At 51.3% G+C, this 19,241-nt stretch carries 20 protein-coding genes, 1 tRNA gene and 1 riboswitch; of the genes, 8 read left to right on the forward strand and 13 right to left on the reverse strand.

Features of this window, described 5'->3' with window-relative positions; all coding sequences use genetic code 11:
* Positions 1-210 precede the first annotated feature (210 nt).
* The 4 genes from pyrR to prfB all read right to left on the reverse strand — a co-directional run bounded on the left by pyrR (position 211) and on the right by prfB (position 4,482).
* Entirely contained in the window at positions 211-735 is a 525-nt protein-coding gene (pyrR, locus tag Q4E93_RS31985; protein WP_303592024.1) for a bifunctional pyr operon transcriptional regulator/uracil phosphoribosyltransferase PyrR, read from the reverse strand.
* A gap of 97 nt (positions 736-832) precedes the next feature.
* On the reverse strand, positions 833-1,405 hold the full coding sequence (locus tag Q4E93_RS31990; protein WP_303592025.1) for a porin family protein: 573 nt from the start codon (positions 1,403-1,405) through the stop codon (positions 833-835).
* 314 nt (positions 1,406-1,719) lie between these two features.
* Positions 1,720-3,351 (reverse strand): L-glutamate gamma-semialdehyde dehydrogenase, encoded by a 1,632-nt coding sequence (gene pruA / locus Q4E93_RS31995; RefSeq protein ID WP_303592026.1) that lies wholly within the window; start codon positions 3,349-3,351, stop codon positions 1,720-1,722.
* A gap of 41 nt (positions 3,352-3,392) precedes the next feature.
* Positions 3,393-4,482, reverse strand: a protein-coding gene (gene prfB / locus Q4E93_RS32000; RefSeq protein WP_303592027.1) for a peptide chain release factor 2 whose coding sequence is annotated in 2 segments (ribosomal slippage) — positions 3,393-4,421 and positions 4,423-4,482 — 1,089 coding nt in all. Because the reading frame shifts where the segments join, the coding sequence is not laid out codon by codon here.
* 62 nt (positions 4,483-4,544) lie between these two features.
* Here prfB and Q4E93_RS32005 point away from each other — a divergent pair.
* From Q4E93_RS32005 to Q4E93_RS32025, 5 genes are all read left to right on the forward strand, one after another.
* A complete protein-coding gene (locus tag Q4E93_RS32005; protein WP_303592028.1) occupies positions 4,545-5,684 on the forward strand; it encodes a lipase family protein in 1,140 nt (379 codons plus the stop codon).
* 129 nt (positions 5,685-5,813) lie between these two features.
* Positions 5,814-6,116 (forward strand): YtxH domain-containing protein, encoded by a 303-nt coding sequence (locus tag Q4E93_RS32010; protein ID WP_303592029.1) that lies wholly within the window; start codon positions 5,814-5,816, stop codon positions 6,114-6,116.
* Positions 6,117-6,270: 154 nt separating this feature from the next.
* Positions 6,271-7,287, forward strand: coding sequence for a low-specificity L-threonine aldolase (gene ltaE / locus Q4E93_RS32015; RefSeq protein WP_303592030.1), 1,017 nt, complete (start codon positions 6,271-6,273; stop codon positions 7,285-7,287).
* 25 nt (positions 7,288-7,312) lie between these two features.
* Positions 7,313-8,944: a glucose-6-phosphate isomerase gene (pgi, locus tag Q4E93_RS32020; RefSeq protein WP_303592031.1), complete on the forward strand. Its 1,632-nt coding sequence runs from the start codon at positions 7,313-7,315 to the stop codon at positions 8,942-8,944.
* 51 nt (positions 8,945-8,995) lie between these two features.
* Positions 8,996-9,331 (forward strand): hypothetical protein, encoded by a 336-nt coding sequence (locus Q4E93_RS32025; RefSeq protein WP_303592032.1) that lies wholly within the window; start codon positions 8,996-8,998, stop codon positions 9,329-9,331.
* 79 nt (positions 9,332-9,410) lie between these two features.
* Here Q4E93_RS32025 and Q4E93_RS32030 read toward each other — a convergent pair.
* Positions 9,411-9,484 (reverse strand) — tRNA-Cys (locus Q4E93_RS32030).
* A 201-nt stretch (positions 9,485-9,685) separates the two neighbouring features.
* Here Q4E93_RS32030 and Q4E93_RS32035 point away from each other — a divergent pair.
* On the forward strand, positions 9,686-10,792 hold the full coding sequence (locus tag Q4E93_RS32035; RefSeq protein WP_303592033.1) for a hypothetical protein: 1,107 nt from the start codon (positions 9,686-9,688) through the stop codon (positions 10,790-10,792).
* Between the two features lie 174 nt (positions 10,793-10,966).
* Here Q4E93_RS32035 and Q4E93_RS32040 read toward each other — a convergent pair whose 3' ends face one another.
* The 5 genes from Q4E93_RS32040 to Q4E93_RS32060 are packed head-to-tail and all read right to left on the reverse strand — an operon-like array spanning position 10,967 to position 14,656.
* Positions 10,967-11,425, reverse strand: coding sequence for a TQO small subunit DoxD (locus tag Q4E93_RS32040; protein WP_303592034.1), 459 nt, complete (start codon positions 11,423-11,425; stop codon positions 10,967-10,969).
* Positions 11,426-11,473: 48 nt separating this feature from the next.
* Positions 11,474-11,899, reverse strand: a complete 426-nt coding sequence (locus Q4E93_RS32045; RefSeq protein WP_303592035.1) for a GNAT family N-acetyltransferase — start codon at positions 11,897-11,899, stop codon at positions 11,474-11,476.
* Positions 11,896-13,722, reverse strand: a complete 1,827-nt coding sequence (locus tag Q4E93_RS32050) for a M61 family metallopeptidase (RefSeq protein ID WP_303592036.1) — start codon at positions 13,720-13,722, stop codon at positions 11,896-11,898. Before Q4E93_RS32050 ends, Q4E93_RS32045 begins: the two co-directional genes overlap by 4 nt.
* 2 nt (positions 13,723-13,724) lie before the next feature.
* Entirely contained in the window at positions 13,725-14,090 is a 366-nt protein-coding gene (locus Q4E93_RS32055) for a hypothetical protein (RefSeq protein WP_303592037.1), read from the reverse strand.
* Entirely contained in the window at positions 14,087-14,656 is a 570-nt protein-coding gene (locus tag Q4E93_RS32060; RefSeq protein WP_303592038.1) for an RNA polymerase sigma factor, read from the reverse strand. Before Q4E93_RS32060 ends, Q4E93_RS32055 begins: the two co-directional genes overlap by 4 nt.
* A gap of 67 nt (positions 14,657-14,723) precedes the next feature.
* On the opposite strand from Q4E93_RS32060, the gene Q4E93_RS32065 reads away from it, so the two are divergent.
* Positions 14,724-15,509, forward strand: a complete 786-nt coding sequence (locus Q4E93_RS32065) for a C40 family peptidase (protein ID WP_303592039.1) — start codon at positions 14,724-14,726, stop codon at positions 15,507-15,509.
* On the opposite strand, the gene Q4E93_RS32070 is transcribed toward Q4E93_RS32065, so the two are convergent.
* Positions 15,496-16,041: an inorganic diphosphatase gene (locus Q4E93_RS32070; RefSeq protein WP_303592040.1), complete on the reverse strand. Its 546-nt coding sequence runs from the start codon at positions 16,039-16,041 to the stop codon at positions 15,496-15,498. The genes Q4E93_RS32065 and Q4E93_RS32070 overlap by 14 nt on opposite strands.
* Positions 16,042-16,108: 67 nt before the next feature.
* Positions 16,109-16,194: riboswitch (Fluoride riboswitch) on the forward strand.
* Positions 16,195-16,218: 24 nt separating this feature from the next.
* Between Q4E93_RS32070 and Q4E93_RS32075 the strand changes: the two genes are divergently transcribed.
* Positions 16,219-17,508: a voltage-gated chloride channel family protein gene (locus Q4E93_RS32075; protein WP_303592041.1), complete on the forward strand. Its 1,290-nt coding sequence runs from the start codon at positions 16,219-16,221 to the stop codon at positions 17,506-17,508.
* Between the two features lie 4 nt (positions 17,509-17,512).
* On the opposite strand, the gene Q4E93_RS32080 is transcribed toward Q4E93_RS32075, so the two are convergent.
* On the reverse strand, positions 17,513-17,914 hold the full coding sequence (locus tag Q4E93_RS32080) for a hypothetical protein (protein WP_303592042.1): 402 nt from the start codon (positions 17,912-17,914) through the stop codon (positions 17,513-17,515).
* A gap of 79 nt (positions 17,915-17,993) precedes the next feature.
* Complete coding sequence (locus Q4E93_RS32085; RefSeq protein ID WP_303592043.1) at positions 17,994-18,977, reverse strand: PhoH family protein; 984 nt, start codon at positions 18,975-18,977, stop codon at positions 17,994-17,996.
* Positions 18,978-19,241 lie beyond the last annotated feature (264 nt).

Genomic DNA, 19,241 nt, shown 5'->3' on the forward strand with positions numbered 1-19,241 from the left:
TGCAGCTTGCAGCTTGAGGCTATTCCAGCCCGCTTGTAGCTTGAAGCTTGCAGCTTGAGGCTATTCCAGCCCACTTGTAGCTAGCAGCTTGCAGCTTGAGGCTATTCCAGCCCGCTTGTAGCTTGCAGCTTGCAGCTTGAGGCTATTCCAGCCCGCTTGTAGCTTGAAGCTTGCAGCTTGAGGCTATTCCAGCCCACTTGCAGCTTGAGGCTACTCCAGCAGCGCCACTTCCTCTTTTCCGTCTTTTTCCTTCCAGAAAACTTTTACCTTCTGGGTGATGATGGAGTCGATGGATTTACCCGTATAATCCGCTTGTATGGGCAATTGGCGGCTAAAGCGCCGGTCGATCAGGATGCAAAGCTCCACCTTGGCAGGCCTGCCGAAATCCAGCAGGGCGTCCAGGGCGGCACGGATCGTTCTGCCTGTGTAGAGGACATCGTCGATGAGGATGACATTTTTATCTTCGATGGAAAAGGGAATGTCGGTCTTGTTCAGCTCGTGAAGCCCCTTGCGCACATCATCCCGGTAGAAGGTGATGTCCAGCCTGCCATAACGGATCGCTGCGCCGGGCACCTGCTGTTTTAGCTGCGCTACGATACGATCGGAAAAATAGATGCCGCGGGGTTGAATGCCGATGAGCACGGTGTTCTCAAGGTTCAGGTGGTTTTCCAGCACCTGGTGGGTCAAACGCTGTATGGTGATAGCCAGTTGCTGCTCGTTCAGGATCGTCTTCAAACAAAGATATTTTTAATAAAAATAGGCAAAAAGAAGAGACCGGCATCGCCGGTCTCTTTACAAACTATACAAACATTCTTCAAAACACTAAAAAAAACTACTTTTTGCTGCTCTCACCGAACATGTAGAATAAGCCTACCTGGAAACAGGTGTTCTTGCTGTCACTGCCGTCGGCGATCTTGGTAACGCCGAGGTTATAACGCACGTCAACACCAAGGTTAACATCGGGGATCACATAACCCGCGCCAAATGCCCATGCGAAATCCGTGGATTTGAAGGCATCCTTGTTGCTTTCGCTCTGGTCGCCTGCCTTAGCTTTCGCGCTCATCAGGAAGCCGATCTGGGGGCCCGTCTCGAAGAATACGCCCGCAGGGATCGTATACTTCACCAGTACGGGAATGTTGAGGTAATTGAGGGTTTGCTTGTAATCCGTACCGCTGATGGTGGTCTTTGCCCCCTGTCCGGAATAGACAACCTCAGGTTGCAAGCTCAACGCATCTGCCAGCGGTAATTTTACCAGGGCGCCTGCATTAAAGCTAACGAGGGTTTTTCCTCCGCCGCCAGTGATGTTGGCAAAGTTAGCGCCGGCTTTAACGCCAAATTGAACTTGAGCATTTACTCCAAAAATTGATGCAGTGAAAACGGTTAGTACTAACGCGAGTTTTTTCATAATAGAGAATTTAGGTGTTTGGTTTAAAACTGTCGCAAATCTAATGTGCTGATTTGTAATGAGCAATACCACGAAAAGAGTATTTTTTTATTGTGTAATACTAAAAATATGCGAAATGACTTTTAATATGATATGATTATCATTGTGATATAAATATGTCAGCATGTAATATGTAATGCCGTCTGCACTAGAAAAAAAGGACGAACAGGCTAAAAAAATTGCCGGAAATTGACTTCCGGCAATAAATAAAATATAAAATATATGCGTAGTTACACTTTTGAGGGTGCGTAGATGTCCCCTGGTGCAGTGCGTATTTACTCCTGCGAAAGGAACGGATATCTATAATCGGTGGGTGGTACAAATGTCTCTTTGATGGTCCGGGCACTGAGCCAGCGATATAGATTGAGAATAGATCCTGCCTTGTCATTCGTACCGGAAGCCCTGGCTCCTCCAAAAGGTTGTTGTCCGACCACGGCGCCGGTGGGCTTATCGTTGATGTAAAAGTTACCTGCGGCCTGTCGCAGCCTGTCTGTCGCCAGCTCAACGGCATTTCTGTCCTTCGAGATGATGGAGCCTGTCAGCGCATAGGGGGAGGTAGTGTTCACGAGGTCCAGCACCTGTTCGAATTCGGAAGGTTTGTATACATACACCGTTAGCACGGGTCCGAAGATCTCTTCACACATCGTTACGAATTTCGGGTCTTTGGCTTCGATGACGGTAGGCTCGATGAAGTATCCTTTTGACTTGTCGCATTTGCCGCCGGCCCAGATCACGGCTTTCGGGTCGTTCTTTGCTTTATCAATGTAGGACTGGATCTTATCGAAGCTTTTTTCGTCGATGACGGCGTTGATGAAGTTGGAAAAGTTCTCCACGGTGCCCATCTTAAAGCTATTGATCCCTTCGATGAGCTTCGCTTTGACGGCGGCTGCGAGATTTTCCGGGATATAGGCACGGGAGGCGGCGGAGCATTTCTGTCCCTGGAATTCGAAGGCGCCCCGGAGCAGGGCTGTCGCCAGCACATCCGGGTCGGCGCTTTCATGCGCCAGCACGAAGTCCTTGCCCCCTGTCTCGCCGACGATACGGGGATACGAGCGGTATCTGCTGATATTCTCACCGATGGTTTTCCAGATGGCGTTGAAGACGCCTGTGGAACCTGTAAAATGGATGCCTGCGAAGTCCGGATGGCTGAAGCAGACCTTCCCCAGGGCCGGTCCGTCGACATAAATAAGGTTGATGACGCCGTCGGGCAGGCCAGCTTCCTTCAGGATGCGCATGAACATCTGCGCGGAGAAAACCTGCGTATTCGCCGGCTTCCAGACCACGGTGTTACCGCACATAGCGGCGGAGGTGGGCAGGTTGCCCCCGATGGCGGTGAAGTTGAAGGGGGTGATCGCCAGGACAAAGCCTTCCAGAGGGCGATACTCCAGCCTGTTATGAACGCCCGGGCTGCTGATGGGCTGCTGCCGGTAAATCTCGCTGAGGAAATGGACGTTCCAACGGAGGAAGTCGATGATCTCGCAGGCGCTGTCGATCTCCGCCTGGTAGGCATTCTTGCTTTGGCCCAGCATCGTGGTGCCATTCATGTAGCTCCGGTATTTCGTGGCGATGAGGTCTGCTGCCTTTAAGAAGATAGCGGCCCTGTTCTCCCAACTGACGGCGGCCCATGCGGCTTTGGCCTGCAGTGCCGCGTCGATGGCCTGCTGCACATGGCTTTCATCTCCTGCATGGAAGAAACCTAATGTATGGGCGATCTCATGGGGGGGATGCATCGTTACCTTCTTTCCTGTCCTTACTTCCTGACCGCCGATGTACATGGGGACATCGTGCGTTGTCTTTTTTAATTCCTGTAAGGTTTGTTTCAGCACTTCTTTTTCCTTGCTGCCCGGACCATAGCCGAGTACGGGTTCATTGACAGGCGCAGGGTAATTGAAATAACCTAGATTCATTTGCGTAGTATAAGTATATTTTATGAATGCGTCACGTTGGATCAGGCGCTTTCCTTTTCGCTCATCAGGTAAGCTTTGATAAAGCCGTCCAGCTCCCCGTCCATCACAGGCTGCACATTGCCCACCTCATAATCCGTCCGGTGGTCCTTTATCATCTTGTAGGGGTGGAATACGTAGCTGCGGATCTGGGAGCCCCACTCGATCTTCTTCTTGGTGGAGTTGGTGGCATTCTTCAGCTCTTCCCGTCGACGCAGCTCTTCTTCGTACAGCCGGCTTTTCAGCATTTTCAGGGCTTTTTCCCTGTTCTCTCCCTGGGTGCGCGCCTGCTGGCACTCTACGATGATGCCGCTGGGAATATGTTTCAGCCGTACGGCCGTCTCCACCTTGTTCACGTTCTGACCACCCTTACCGCCACTGCGATAGAACTCCCATTCCAGGTCCGCAGGGCTGACCTCGATCTCGATGCTGTCATCCACCAGCGGGTATACGAAGATGGAGGCAAAGGAAGTATGGCGCCGGGCATTGCTGTCGAAAGGAGAGATCCTCACCAGGCGGTGAACCCCGCTTTCCGCTTTCAGGAACCCATAGGCGAAAGGACCGTCGAACTGGATGGTAGCGCTCTTGATGCCGGCGCCTTCCCCGTCCTGCAGGTCCAGCTCCGTGAGGTGCCAGCCCTGCTTTTCCCCGTACATGCGGTACATCCGCAACAGCATCTCCGCCCAGTCCTGGCTTTCGGTGCCGCCGGCTCCTGAGTTGATCTGCATCACTGCCGGCAGCTCGTCCTCGGGCTGGTTAAGCGTACTCTTGAACTCGGCTTCCTCTATCTGACGGAGGGCTTTTTCATATGCTTCGCGGGTCTCTTCCTCCGTGGCTTCCCCCGCTTTCCAGAAGTCGAATAATACGGCAAAGTCCTCTACGGCCGTCTGTACGGAATCGTATAGCTTTACCCAATATTCGTTCAGCTTGATGTTCTTAAGAATTTCTGTCGCGCGCTTGTTGTCGTCCCAGAAGCCTGGGCTCAGAGATAGCTGCCTTTCCTCGGTTATCTTGTATGTGCGGCTCTCCACGTCAAAGAAACCTCCTCAAAACCACCACACGGTCTCTCATACTTTTGATCTGTTCTTGTGTCATAGGCCGCAAAGTTACGAAAAAACGGCTTAAGTTTTCCGGCGGGGAAAGCGTTAACTTTAAGCATGTCTTATCCGATGATGCGAAACATTTTGTATGGAGCGATACTGATGTTGCTGCCGGCTGCAAGCCTCACCGTGAGGGGGCAATCCGTCCTGCAGGCCGGCTTTGACCCTTCCGAATACCTGGCGATGCTCAGGATAGATTTTACCGGCCAGGATTCTCTCTCTTCCCTTCCTGCCAGCGACAGCGGGTTCAGGGTAAATCCGCCTGAAGGCTATATCCGGCAATATCGCAGCGCCGAGGCCGGATTTAAAAATCGCTGGTCCATGTGGTATCGTCGCGACCGTAAGGTCGCTGTCATCAGTATCCGCGGCACCATTGCCGATGCAGCCAGCTGGCTGGCAAATTTTTACGCGGCCCTGGTCCCTGCCAATGGGGTGCTTCAGCTCAGCGACAGCAATGTCTTTGCCTATCAGCTGGCGGCTGACGAAAAAGCCATGGTCCATGTCGGATGGCTGGTGAGCCTGGGTTTTCTGGCGCCCAGTATGGTGCAGCAGATCCGGAAAGCTTATGAAAAAGGCATCCATGATTTTATCATCAGCGGCCATAGCCAGGGCGGGGCCATTGCTTTTCTTACCAGCAGTTATCTTCATTACCTGGTGGAAAAAGAGCAGCTGCCTTCGGACATTGTATTTAAGACATACTGCAGCGCCGGTCCCAAACCGGGCAATCTTTACTATGCTTATGATTTCGATTTCATCACCCGCAACGGGTGGGGTTTTAATGTGGTAAACGCTGCCGATTGGGTGCCGGAAAGCCCTTTTTCCATACAGACGGTAGCCGATTTCAATAAGACGAACCCATTTATGCATGTCGACCTGGCGTTGAAAAAACAACCTTTTCTCGTCCGCTGGTATCTAAAAGGAAAATATAACAGGCTCAGGAGATCCACCCGCAAGGCGCAGAGAAATTTCAGGAACGTGCTGGGGAATGTAATGTACAGGCAGGCGAAGAAGACATTGCCGCAGTTGAAGGCGCCGGTGTATTCCAATGGGTATAACTATCAGCGGGCGGGTGTGCCGATCGTGCTGCAGCCCGACTCCATCTATTACCAAAAATTTCCGGATATACCGGGGAGGGTGTTCCAGCACCATCTGTTCGAGCCGTATTATTGGATGGTAAAAAGGTACTACGGCAGGTAGTATTGGGGAGAAAATTACACAAATGGATGTCTTAACATTTCTATAGCTCCCTTTGGGAATTTTCTGGCAGGGTTATTGAAAATTATAATCCATATTGATTACCATTCTTTCATTTTAAATCTTATAGTCATGAGTGCGCAAAAAGTAATTGTAGGGGCTTTGGCCGGATTGGTTGCCGGCGTAGCCATCGGTGTTTTGACTGCCCCCGCTGAAGGAGCAGAAACCCGCCAACGCATTGCGGATACAGCTGAGAACCTGAAGAGAAAGCTCCGGCATCTGAGAGGGGTCACCGCGGATGAGCTGGACGAGCTAAAAGAAATCTTTGAAAAAGAGACACAGGGCCTGAAAGAGGATGTACGTGAGCGTGTGCTGGAATTGATCAAGGCAGCTAAAGTTAAAGGCAATCACATAAAGGAAACTGCATTGTCCTAGGCAGATCGGTCATTGGGCCCATCGCCGGAAGACGTGGCCGGCCACCATTGGTGGGCGGCTTTTTTTTATGTGTCAGGTTTAGGTATAACGGCTGTCCGACCATTGGACGTTTTTTTGTGTAATTTGCAGCCTTTACAAAGCACTACACAAGACTATGACTATAGATCTTCGTTCGGACACCGTTACGCGTCCTACACCCGCCATGCTGCAGGCGATGATGCAGGCCAGCGTGGGGGATGATGTTTTTGGAGAGGATCCATCGATCAACCAGCTGGAGGCGAAGGCAGCCCGGCTCTTTGGAATGGAGGCGGCCCTTTATTGTCCCACCGGCACGATGTCCAATCAGATAGCCATTAAATGTCACACGCAACCCGGCGACGAGGTGATATGCGAGAAAAATGCACATGTATATATATATGAGGGGGGCGGTATAGCCTTCAATTCCGGCTCGCAAGTGCGGGCTGTGGAAGGCGACCGTGGACGCATCGCGGCGGCGCAGGTGTCGGCGGTGATCAATCCGGATGATGTGCATAAGGCCCGTACTTCCCTGGTCTGCCTGGAAAATACTTCCAATCGGGGAGGCGGGAGCTGCTATGACCTGGAAGAAGTAAAGAAGATCAGGCAGGTGTGCGCGGACAACCACCTCAAGCTACATCTCGACGGGGCCAGGTTATTCAATGCCCTGGTAGCCAGCAAACAAGCCCCGGCTGACTATGGCCGGCTTTTCGACAGTATATCCGTATGCCTCAACAAGGGGTTGGGATGCCCCATCGGCAGCATTCTCATGGGGCCGGCAGCCTTTATCCGGCAAGCCCGGCGGATACGAAAAGTATTGGGGGGCGGGATGCGCCAGGCTGGTTTTATGGCCGCCGCCGGCATCTATGCCCTGGAGCACCATGTGGAGCGGCTGTCCGAAGACCACGCCCACGCGTCTCTTATAGGGGAGGCCCTGGCGAAAAAGAGCTTTGTCAATCGCGTTCTGCCAGTGGAAACCAATATTATCCTTTTCGAAGTGGACGAGCCTTATTGCGCCAGGACCATCGCAGCTCAGCTGAAGGAAGCGGGTATTCTCGCGATCGCCATCTCCGCCAACCAGTTGCGATTTGTCACCCACCTTGATATTTCGCCGCAAATGACAGATCAGGTGATCAATATCATCGGGAGTCTGTAAATTTATAACCTCAAAAGCTTATATTATGTTTCCGAAAGTAGCACCTAACGGCACAGCAGCATGGCAGCAGTTACAACAGCACTACCAGACAGAGGTGATGAAACACCTTCATATGCGATCCCTTTTCAAGGAAGACCCTGATCGTTTTGCAAAATACTCTCTTCAGCTGGATGATATCCTTTTCGACTTTTCCAAGAATATCGTTACGGATAAGACACTTGGCCTGCTGCGTCAGCTGGCGGCGGAATCCAAGGTGAAAGAGGCCATCGAGGCCATGTTCACGGGTGAAAAGATCAACGAGACCGAGGGGCGCAGCGTACTGCATACGGCGCTGCGCAATTTTTCCGGAGAGCCAGTGTACAGCGAGGGTAAGGACGTCATGCCCGATGTCCTGCGGGTGCTGGCGCAAATAAAAGCTTTCTGCGCCCGGATACACAGCGGGGAATGGAAAGGATACACAGGCAAAAAGATCAAATATATCGTCAATATCGGCATTGGCGGCAGCGACCTTGGGCCTGTGATGGTGACTGAAGCGTTGAGACCATATTGGGTAGCGGGGATACAGACCTATTTTGTTTCCAATGTGGATGGTACGCATATTGCCGAAACCCTGAAGAAAGTAAGCCCGGAAGAGGTGCTGTTCCTCATTGCTTCCAAGACCTTTACTACGCAGGAGACGATGACCAACGCCCACACGGCTCGCAGCTGGTTCCTGCAGTCCGCGAAGGACGAGGCACAGGTAGCCAAGCATTTCGTGGCTTTGTCGACCAATGAGAAAGAGGTGGTAAAGTTCGGCATCGATAAGGCCAATATGTTCGAATTCTGGGATTGGGTAGGCGGACGCTACTCCCTGTGGAGCGCCATTGGTCTTTCCATCGCGCTGACGGTGGGATTTGAGCATTTCGAGATGCTTCTAAAGGGAGCTCATGCAGCTGACCTGCATTTCCGCAACACTCCTTTTGAAAAGAATATTCCGGTGACGATGGCGCTGATCGGACTTTGGTATACCAATTTCTTCGGGTCGCAGACGGAAGCCATCCTTCCTTATGACCAGTATATGCACCGGTTTGCCGCTTATTTCCAGCAGGGGAATATGGAGAGCAATGGGAAGAGCGTGGATCGTAATGGTATACCTGTAGAATGGGCCACTGGTCCCGTAGTATGGGGAGAGCCGGGGACCAATGGTCAGCATGCTTTTTACCAGCTGATCCACCAGGGTAAGCCATTGATTCCCTGTGATTTTATCGCACCTGCTATCAGTCATAATCCCATTGGCGACCACCACATGAAGCTCCTTTCCAACTTTTTTGCCCAGACTCAGGCATTGATGAATGGCAAGACCGGGGCTGAGCTGGAGGCAGAAAAGGTGCCGGCAGCGTTGATACCCTACAAAATGTTCAGCGGCAACCGGCCCACCAATTCTTTCCTGGTGAAAGAGATTACCCCTTTTAGTCTGGGCGAGCTGATCGCATTGTACGAGCATAAGATCTTCGTGCAGGGGGTAATATGGAATATCTATACTTTCGATCAGTGGGGTGTGGAGCTGGGCAAGCAGCTGGCGGGCAAGATCCTGCCCGAGCTGCAGGGTGGGGAAGATGTGAGGAGCCACGACAGCTCGACCAATGGGCTGATCAATACGTATAAAAAGATGCGATAGGTCTTATGTAATGTTCCTGGTATCGGCATCCTGTCGGGAAAACCAGGTTTTATGAATAGATCTTTAACCATGACGTTGCTGGTAGCGGGGCTTACCTGCAACGTTTTTGTTTTTGGACAAGTCAAAAGCGGCAGGACGCAGCTGCCTCCGCTGGTGTTGAAGTCTGACCCGGTACTGGTGGCGCCGGGGTTTGTGCGGCCCGCTCCCTTGTTTATGCCGCTACCGGGTGGCAGACCGGTGATCGCTCCGGTGCGGGTGGTGCCGCATGATGATTCGATTCGAATCTTGCGGCCGGATAATATGCCTTGTTTGGTGACGAAGGTCATGGTAGAGCCCATACCGGTGAAAATATTGCACCCGAGAGAGCCTATGCCCGTGAAGCAATAAAAAGGGCGGTGTAGATACACCACCCGGCTAAGGTCTAACCATTGTTGCTATAAAAAAATGGCGGGATCAGTCCCTGCCCTGGCAGTTACGGAAGGATTCGAACCCTCGTAAAAGGTCATGCGGACCTCCGCCTTGCCGCTCGGCCACGTAACTCATATATAATTCTTATCAGCAGGAGTAAAAGCATGCGGCAAAATAGTTCAATTTAATTAGTCTACAAAATTAGTGGACTAATAGTTTTCAAGGTTTGTTAAGGTTTGTTCACATTTTTATGATTTTGTTAGAAAATAAAATTCAAAGGCCTTCGTTATGAATTACCTTTGCATACTTATTTAAACTACTATTTGCTAACACATGCGCTATCAGCCGTCTCTTCAAACGATCGCCCGGAAAATCAACCACATTTTATCTTCTCCATCTGTCAGATCTGCCGGTCTGCCAGCCTTTTGCAGCCTGGCGATCCTGGTAAGCGCCTGTAACAGCGGCCAATCGCAGGCTTCAGGGAAGGGGGATTCGGCGGCTACGGTGAAAGTGCAGGCTCCCAAGGATTCTTCGGGTCCCGCTGTTATTCCCATGACACCCGTGGACACTGCTTTATATAATAAGAAGATCGCTTTTCTGGCAAACGGGGATTCCTCGGGCCGCTGGCCTGTGCGTGCGGTCTATCCGAATGCGGGGGCGATCCTCCCTTTCAAGCGGATCGTGGCATACTATGGTAATCTTTACTCCAAGAATATGGGTATTTTAGGAGAATACCCCCCTGATGAAATGCTGAAAAGGCTGAAAGTTGAGCTGAAGAAATGGCAGGAGGCCGACCCGGCCACCCCGGTGATTCCCGCCCTCCATTATATTGCGGTGACAGCCCAGGGCAGTCCCGGAAAGGATGGAAAATACCGGTTGCGGATGCCTTTTAAGCAAATAGATTCTATCCTGCATATCGCCGAGCGCATCAATGCCCTCGTTTTCCTGGATGTGCAGGTGGGTTTCAGCAATGTTCAGGCGGAAATTCCCCAGTTGGAGAAATATCTGAAAATGCCCCATGTTCACCTGGGGATCGACCCTGAATTTTCCATGAAGACGGGTAAGAAGCCAGGCACTGTCATTGGCACGATGGATGCAACGGACGTGAATTTTGTCTCGAACTATCTGGCCGGATTGGTAAAGGCCAACAACCTGCCTCCCAAGATCCTGGTGGTTCATCGTTTCACCCGTCCTATGATCACCAATTACAAGAATATACAAAAGCGGCCGGAAGTGCAGCTGGTCGTCGATATGGACGGCTGGGGAGAGCCTACGCTGAAATACGACAGCTATAAGTCTTATGTCAGTAATGAACCTGTTCAATTCACGGGCTTCAAATTGTTCTACAAGAACGATATACGTAAACCGAAGAGCCGTATGCTGACTCCTCCGGAGGTGCTGAAGCAGAAGCCCAGCCCTATCTATATTCAATATCAGTAAAAAATAAGCCTGTGCCGGTGATCCGGTACAGGCTCGTGGACCAAAGTCCACCTAATCAAGCCTATCCTGCTGCTGCAGGTCGTCGGGGGCCTGCTCTCAAGCTGCGGGTCTGCGCCAGACTGCAGGTCTGCAACAGGTGCGGGCCGCGCCAGGTCGGCAGGGCACCCTCTTCTTCTATGGCAAATTTCTTCCTTGCGAATCCCGATCCTTATTGTGCGAAAAATAGGCGTCCAAAGATAGCGGGCCGCTGCCTTCGATCAGGAACAGGATCGTCAGGAGCAGCGCCAGTATGGCCAGTCCCAATTCCGACTGTGGTACAAAGCCCCCTTTCTGCGCGTTGATAAAGACGACGGCTCCAATTAATATCGGCAGCTGGATCAGACACATGATCCGGGTTTGCAGCCCGATGATGATCAGAAAACCGCCCAGCATATTTGCCCAGCTGATGATGATCTCCAATGCATGTGTATCCCCTGCCCAATAGCCAGAAAGAAGGTTTTCCACTAATGTGGCATTACTCATAAAGGCAATACCTTTTATACAAAGCAGGCCACCCAGTATTATCCGGGGGAAAATAAGCCATCGGGGGTGGTGGGCGATGCTCCACTGATGTATGCTCCTTAATGTGGCCATAACAATAGATTTGATGGTCCATTATTACGGCAGCAATTATTATGCCCTCTACCTGAGTCTCTTTATCAGGTATTTAGGGGACTCTTCATATCCCTGCCGAAAATAGAAGCTGTGTGCCTGGGATCGTCGGGTATGGCAATGCACTTCTATCAGCTGGCAGCCTTTTTCCATTGCGAGGCGGGTGCAATGCTCTTCCATCCGGCGTCCGATGCCTCCGCCCCGGGCTCGTCTTTCCACGGCGAAATAGCTGATGCGGGCAAAATCCCCTTCCAGGGCGATCTGTGGGATAAAATGCAGGGAAATGAACCCCAGGATCTCGCCTTTTTCCTCAAAGACAAGCAGCCTTTCCCCCGGATCTTCGATCATCTGGCTGATCTTGCTCTCCAGAAAACGTTCCGATCCGGGATATTCCAACTGATCCAGCAGGGCGCCGATACTTTTCCAATCGTCTGGCCTGGCTTGCCTGATACTCATATTATTTTTCCTCCTAACCAGCTTTTGCGGAATTGTAAAATGGCGGGTGTTAGGGACCTGCCTTCCTGTTCATAAGTGACGATCTTCCAGGAGGGGCTTTCCGCAAGGACCAGGGTGCCTGTCTTTTCAACTCCGTGGTGGATATAACGGACGCTGACGGTGGCGCCGGGATGGGAGCGGTCCAATATTCCAGTCAGGTCGGCCACTGTAGTGATGGGTTGACCATCCAGGGCGGTCAGCTTATCATCGATGTCGAGCCCCGCATCGTACAGGGGAGTTCCCCGTAGCGTATTGCTGGTGAGGGTCAGCCCTTCCTTTTCCTGGAACCTGGGATTGCCGATGTAAGCCTTTCCTTCTCCCTCTTTTTTGACCAGGAAGCCGGCGGGCGCCAAAAGGGGAGAATAATCCACCGGCTCGTGTCCATAAATGTATTTTTGAAAATATTCCCTGGCGAATAGCTCATCGCCTGTGACGGCAGCCAGCACGTCCTCCAGACCGGCTACGGTGTAGGGTATTTCCGGTTTCCCGAATTTTTTCCATGCGGCGGCCATCACATCGTCGAGGGTCTTGTGGAAGCGTTCTCTCAGCTCCAGGTCCAGCGCCAGGGCGATGGCGCCACCGTATGGGTAATAGGAGGTATAGATATTGGGATAATTGGTCTTGTCCACGGAAACACCTGCATCGACGAACACGGCCATACGGCTGGCGTCAATAGGGGAGTATAACCGCGCGCCGGGCGTATTGATGCGGGACCTGATAAGGCCTGCCGCCGTGCTTTTTACATATCCCGTATCGGCGCCTATCCCGGATCGCAGTACCAGCAGATCACCATAGTATTGGGTAAAGCCTTCGGCAAACCAGAGTTCGGCGCTCATATTGCTTTTCTCAAAATTGAATGGTTCGAGGGATTTGGGCCTTATTCTTTTGACATTCCAGCAGTGGAAGAATTCGTGGGCAAAGACGCCCAATAGCCAATCTTCTCCGTGAAAAGCTGCCGGTATGCTGATCATCGTGGAATTGCGGTGCTCCATGCCGTCCCCCTGGACATAGGGGTTGATGCTGGCCAGGAAGGTGTACGTTCCATAATCGTAGGCCGGAGTCTCTCCGAATACGGCCTGGGCCTGCTGCACGATCTTCTGCACTTTTCCGCTGAAGGGAGTGAAGACGCTGTCTTCTCCGTTGCCGTCCAGGGCGATGCGGAATTCATAGGATCTGCCGTCGGGGTTCTTCACCGTCCATTTTTTGTAATGCAGGCTGCCGATCTTTGTCGGGCAGTCCATAAAGTATTGAAAGTTCCTCGCGTTGAAGGTCCAGGGATCTTTGGTGGGCTGCAGCTGTGTAGCGATGGTCCAATGCAGGCTGTCCGGGACGGAAAAATGGATATTGATGGGGCTGTTGTCCATGCCTTTTATCCATAGGAAAGCAGCAGGCATGTTGAGGTGAACACCGTCGGGGTCTATTCCCGCATAAGTGCCGTCCGGGTAATCTGCATACAGCGTATACTGCACCCGGATATAACCGCTGTGCCGGGGTACTTCGTAGACATCCCCGTCCATCCGATGGATCGTCAGGGGCGTCCCCTGCTGATCGAAGGCTTTGATGTCGTAGATATTCTTACCGAACTCGTGGGTGGCATACCTGCCGGGAGAGCTGCGGCTCATGCGGAAGATCGTGCTACGGATGGGGATACCGCTAACGGTCAGGGAGATCTGTGCTTCGTGGTGAGCGAGATGGGGGAATGATACGTTGTAGCTGATCTTTTGTCCAAAAATTAATTGCGCTAAACAGGTCAGGATGGAGAAGGCGAATATTTTTTTAGTCATGGCTAGTGTGATAACAGGGCTTTTTTTACAACATAATACGCGGCAATACACAACATGATGATCACGATGATGGCTACATATCCCCAGGGGCCTTCCTTCAGCTTCCTTTTTTCCCGCCGTTGTCTTTTTTTGGTCAGGCTTTTCTGGATGCCCCTGTTCAGCTGTTCGACATACGTCTGTATATCCCTTTTATCCCGGATGCTTTGCAGGCCTTCCACGGCGTCGTTGAACAGCTCATTGTCCGCCATCAGTTTTTCCACTTCATGACTTTCGTCCGGGGAAAGTTTGCCCTGCAGGTAGTCCATCAGATGCTGGTGATCGATGTCCTTGTTGTGACCGGATAATATTTTCAACAGATCGTCCTTCATGATTTAGTTGTTTTTCGCTCTATTAGCAGCTTCAGGTTCCTCTTTCCATTCTGTATATGACTTTTCACCTGCATAAGGGTAAAGCCTGTGATGTCGGCGATCTCCTGGTAGGATCTCTTGTCCAGGTAGAATAAAATTACACATTGTTTTTGTTCTTTATTCAATTCCTCCAGGGCCTGGCCCATCAGCTCCAGGAGCTGGTCTTTTTCCAGGTGACGGCCTTTGCCGGGTTCATCGTCCCAATCCGCCAGCATCGTCTCTGAAAGCTCTACCTGGCGTCCATGCCTGTCCCGCAGCTTCATCAAACAATGGTTACGGGCAATGGTATAGATCCAGGACTTAAAAAATGTCACCCGGTATTTGGGTAACTCCATGATGATCTTTACGAAGATCTGCTGGACACAATCTTTTGCTTCCTCTTCCTGTTTCAGGTATTTCATACAAACGCCGAAGAGCAGCAGGGTATAGCGAGGCAATAAGATGCCCAGCCAGTCATTGTTGCCATCGGCGTAATATCGGTCCAATAGTTCCTGGTCGGTGGTATGGTTATTAGGATCGTGGTTCACAATAGTAAAGTAAGTAATTTCTCATTTGTTAAGATGCAGGTTCGGAGAAAATTCATAATTTTCCGGCATGGTCAGAGCAATTTGTTGTGTCCCGGTCAGTCCCTTACGAGCGGAGCCTTCTCATAGATCGGAAATGATCAGCCAGCAGGTGTTTGGCGAATGTAGCGAAATACTGGAGCAGGCGAAGGATAATTGGAGCCGGGTACGGTGTACGTATGATGGATATGAAGGCTGGTGCCAGACCGACCAACTGACAGAGATAGACGAACCTGAATTTGAGAAAGGCGGTAATGCCCTGACGCCTGACTGGGTTAACAATCTTGAATATAATGGGCATCCCATGATGGTGCCCATGGGGGCGCATCTGACGGCTATGAAGGGCGGTCGTGCTCATTGGCGTAAGAACCAGGTCCATTTCAAAGGCAAGGCCTGGGAACCTGCCCAGGCGCTGCGGGACCCCAAGTCCATACGCCAGCTGACCTATAAATTCTTAAACACGCCCTACCTCTGGGGAGGTAAGTCGGTGTTTGGCGTGGACTGCAGCGGCTTTACCCAAACGATCTTTAAATTCCTCCATATTCCGTTGCTGCGTGACGCTTATCAGCAGGCCACGCAAGGCGAAGCGGTAGGCTTTCTCGAAGAAACGAAGACCGGCGACCTCGCATTTTTCGATAATGAGGAAGGGAAGATCACGCATGTAGGTATTCTTTTGAGCGCTCATGAGATCATTCATGCTTCCGTGAAAGTAAGGATAGACAAGATTGATAACATGGGCATCGTCAGGTCAGACAATTTCCAGCGTACGCATCATCTGCGGATCATCAAGCGGCTGCTACCGGCTACGACTTCCTGAAAGTCTCTTTATAAAGCTTAGCGGCTTCCTCGATGACTTTGAGGGCAACCGTCTTATCCTGGAACTCTTCCACGACCACCGTCTTGTTTTCCAGTTTTTTATATTCTTCGAAAAAATGCCGCAGCTCTTCGAAGAAATGCTTGGGCAGCTCTTCCAGGTTATTATAATGATTGACGCTGGGGTCCTTGGCTGCGACAGCGATGATCTTGTCATCCGAATCTCCGTTGTCTACCATTTGCATGACACCCATTACTTTTGCTTCCATCAGGCACAGCGCCTGCACAGGGAGGGAAGTGATCACCAGGATGTCCAGAGGATCCTTGTCGTCACCGTATGTCTGAGGAATAAAGCCGTAATTTACGGGGTAGTAAAAAGAGGAGTAGATCACGCGGTCTAATTTCAGCAGACCGCTTTCCTTGTCGATCTCGTACTTACAGCGGGATCCCTGTGGGATCTCGATGATCGCATTTACCACTCTGGGAGCACTATCGCCAACCGGAACACCATGCCAGGGATGTGAGACTGTCATCATAGATTAAAAAATTGGTATCGCAAATTTACTGCAAAACGTCCGCAGGACAAAACAATCCCTTACCTTTACGCCCTCAGGTGATGGTGTACCACCTTATTAACCGCCCGGGTCTGACTTAATTGGATCGCTGGAGCTGATGACGCCTACAAATTGTTAATACAGATTTAATTTGTAGCTATGCGACGTTTTAGACTCACTTTTGAGCACCTTGCTTTCATTATTTCTTATTTGTTTCGCTGGACCCTGCTGGTCATTCCGGTGGCCTTGACGGCCGGATCGCTGGTGGCCTTGTTCCTATGGCTGCTGGACAGGGCTATTCTTCTGCGTTTTGCTCAACCCTGGTTATTGTTCCTGCTGCCACTGGCGGGTGTGTTGATCTATGCACTTTACAGATATTGGGGGAAAAATGCGGATGCCGGCAACAACCTGATCATGGACGAGATCCATGAGCCAGGGGGAGGCGTTCCTGCCCGTATGGCTCCGCTGGTGCTGCTGACAACCCTCATCACCCATTTGTTTGGTGGATCTGCCGGGAGGGAAGGCACGGCTGTACAGATGGGAGGCAGCCTCGCGCATTTTTTTGCCAGGAAATTAAGATTGTCGAGGGAAGATACGGTGATACTGCTGACTACAGGGATTGCCGCCGGCTTCGGAGCGGTGTTTGGAACGCCGGTGACCGGGGCGATATTTGCGCTGGAAGTGTTGGCGCTGGGGCGTATCCGCCACGATGCGCTTATGCCATGCTTTATCGCAAGCGTGCTGGCGGATATTACCTGTTCTGCCTGGGGTATCCATCATACACAGTATGCCATTCATTTTGTGGATAAGGCCCATTCTTTCATTCATTTCGATTTTATCCTGTTGATCAGGGTGATCATTGCCGGCGGCTTGTTCGGGCTGGCATCGTATGGTTTTGTTCAAATCTCTCATGCCATCAGGAAATACGGCAGCCAGTGGATCCGCCGTCCATGGATCATCCCGGTCATCGGGGGCGTTTTGATCATTTTGCTGACCTATGTGCTGGGGACGGAGGATTATTTAAGTTTGGGGGTAGCCGGCAAGTACAGTAATTCGGTCACCCTTGTCTCCTGCTTCTCCGCGGGAGGCGCTACCCGTTTCAGCTGGCTGTGGAAGCTGTTGTTTACGGCTATTACCCTGGGGACAGGGTTTAAAGGGGGAGAGGTGACGCCATTGTTCTTCATCGGGGCCGCATTGGGGAACACCATTGCCATGATCAGCGGTGCTCCCGTGGATCTTATGGCGGGGCTGGGCTTTATCGCCGTGTTTGCGGGAGCTACCAATACCCCCATTGCCTGTACGCTGATGGGGGTCGAGCTGTTCGGGGCGGACCATATGCTGTACTATGCCGTAGCCTGTTTCACTGCTTATTATTTCAGCGGGGACACGGGCATCTATCGGGCACAGCGGGTGCATGTACCTAAGGTGGTCTTTAGTAAGAGGGGGTAGCCCGTTATTTTTTTGCATTCAGGATCTCTTTCAGATCCACCAGCCAATCTCCTTTGACACGGACAACCCGGATGGTAGTCGTATCTTTCTTATACGTATTTGCGTAGGTGTAGGAAGTAATTGAATCGTTGACTGCCTGGATATTGATCGGCAGGATGTCTGCATCCCTGTATTTTTTCTGCTCTTCGTGGCCGAGCTTATCGTAATCTTTTTTCCACTTGGCCAGGAGCATTTCATTGGTGGAGTCGGAATAAAGGTAGAAACTGGCTTTTTCATAATCACCATCCAGGGAAGCGCGGATGAATTCGCGGCCGGCGTCCTGTGCGTCTTCAGCTTTCTTATAGGAATGGGAGCCGCCGCAGGCTGCCAGCAGCAGCAGGGAGGGGACAAAGATTTTTCTTATCATGGTGTAAAAATAAGAAAAGCCCGTAGAAAATTCTACGGGCCAGATAGTTTAACAACTCAGATGGAAAAGACGGGCTTCTTTATCTCTCAGGACGTGTGTTGTCCTCATTTTCTTTTTTATCTTTTTCATAGGCCTTGATGATGGCTTTCACCAGTCGGTGGCGGACTACGTCTTCTTCGTCCAGCTCTATATGGGAGATGCCGTCGATGCCTTTCAGGATATAGAGGGCTTTTGCCAGCCCGCTTTTTTGATTTTTCGGCAGGTCGATCTGCGTGAGGTCGCCGGTGATGATGGCTTTTGCGTTGGCGCCGATGCGGGTGAGGAACATTTTTATCTGCAGGTCGGTGGCGTTCTGGGCCTCATCCAGGATGATGAAAGCGTTGTCCAGCGTACGTCCCCGCATGTAGGCGAGGGGTGCTATCTCGATGGTCCTTGTGCTCATGTAGTAGCCCAGTTTGTCGGCGGGGATCATGTCATCCAGCGCATCGTACAGGGGGCGAAGATAGGGGTCGATCTTTTCCTTCAGGTCGCCGGGGAGGAAACCCAGGCTTTCGCCGGCTTCTACCGCGGGGCGGGTGAGGATGATCTTTTTGACCATTTTGTTCTTCAGGGCCCTTACTGCCAGTGCAACGGCCGTATAGGTCTTACCCGTACCGGCAGGTCCTATGGCGAATACCACGTCATTCTTCTCTGCGGCGGCCACCATTCTTTTCTGGTTGATCGTGCGGGCGCGCACTGTTTTGCCATTCGGGCCAAACACCAGGATGTCGTTGGGATGCCTGTCGACAAAATGATCTACTGTCTCGGCATCGTCGCCTCCGAGGATCTGCTCGAAATAGTTCTCGCTGACATGTCCGTTGCGTTCCAAATATTGCACCAGAAGGTCGATTTTCTCTTTGGCTGTTTCCACTTGCTCGGGCGATCCGCTCAATTTGATCTGGGTGCCTCGCGACAGGATCTTTAACAGTGGGAACTTTTTCTTCAGGATATCTAACTTACCGTTGTTTACGCCGAAAAATTCAATGGGGTTAACGGTTTCCAGGTTGATGATAGTCTCAGTCAAATTCAAGTCGTTTAATGTTCTGAATCAATTATCTGTCCAACGACCCTCCCGTCCGTTCGGAATGGGTACTTTACCTACCGGGATCATGTTGCCCTCTGATGCTGCCCTGTGTATCCAAATATAACCAACCTACCGTATAATTTCCTAGTCTTACTTATTAACAGCATGTGAATATTCCGGAGCGCATCAGCTACTTTAGGCTTTTTTTTGTAGTTTTACAGCTCCTCACTTGTCCTCCGACTGGCGGACGACCCATTCAGAACG

Origin of the sequence: Flavitalea plasmicola (genome assembly GCF_030546645.1) — a bacterium.
Taxonomy (GTDB): Bacteria; Bacteroidota; Bacteroidia; order Chitinophagales; family Chitinophagaceae; genus Puia.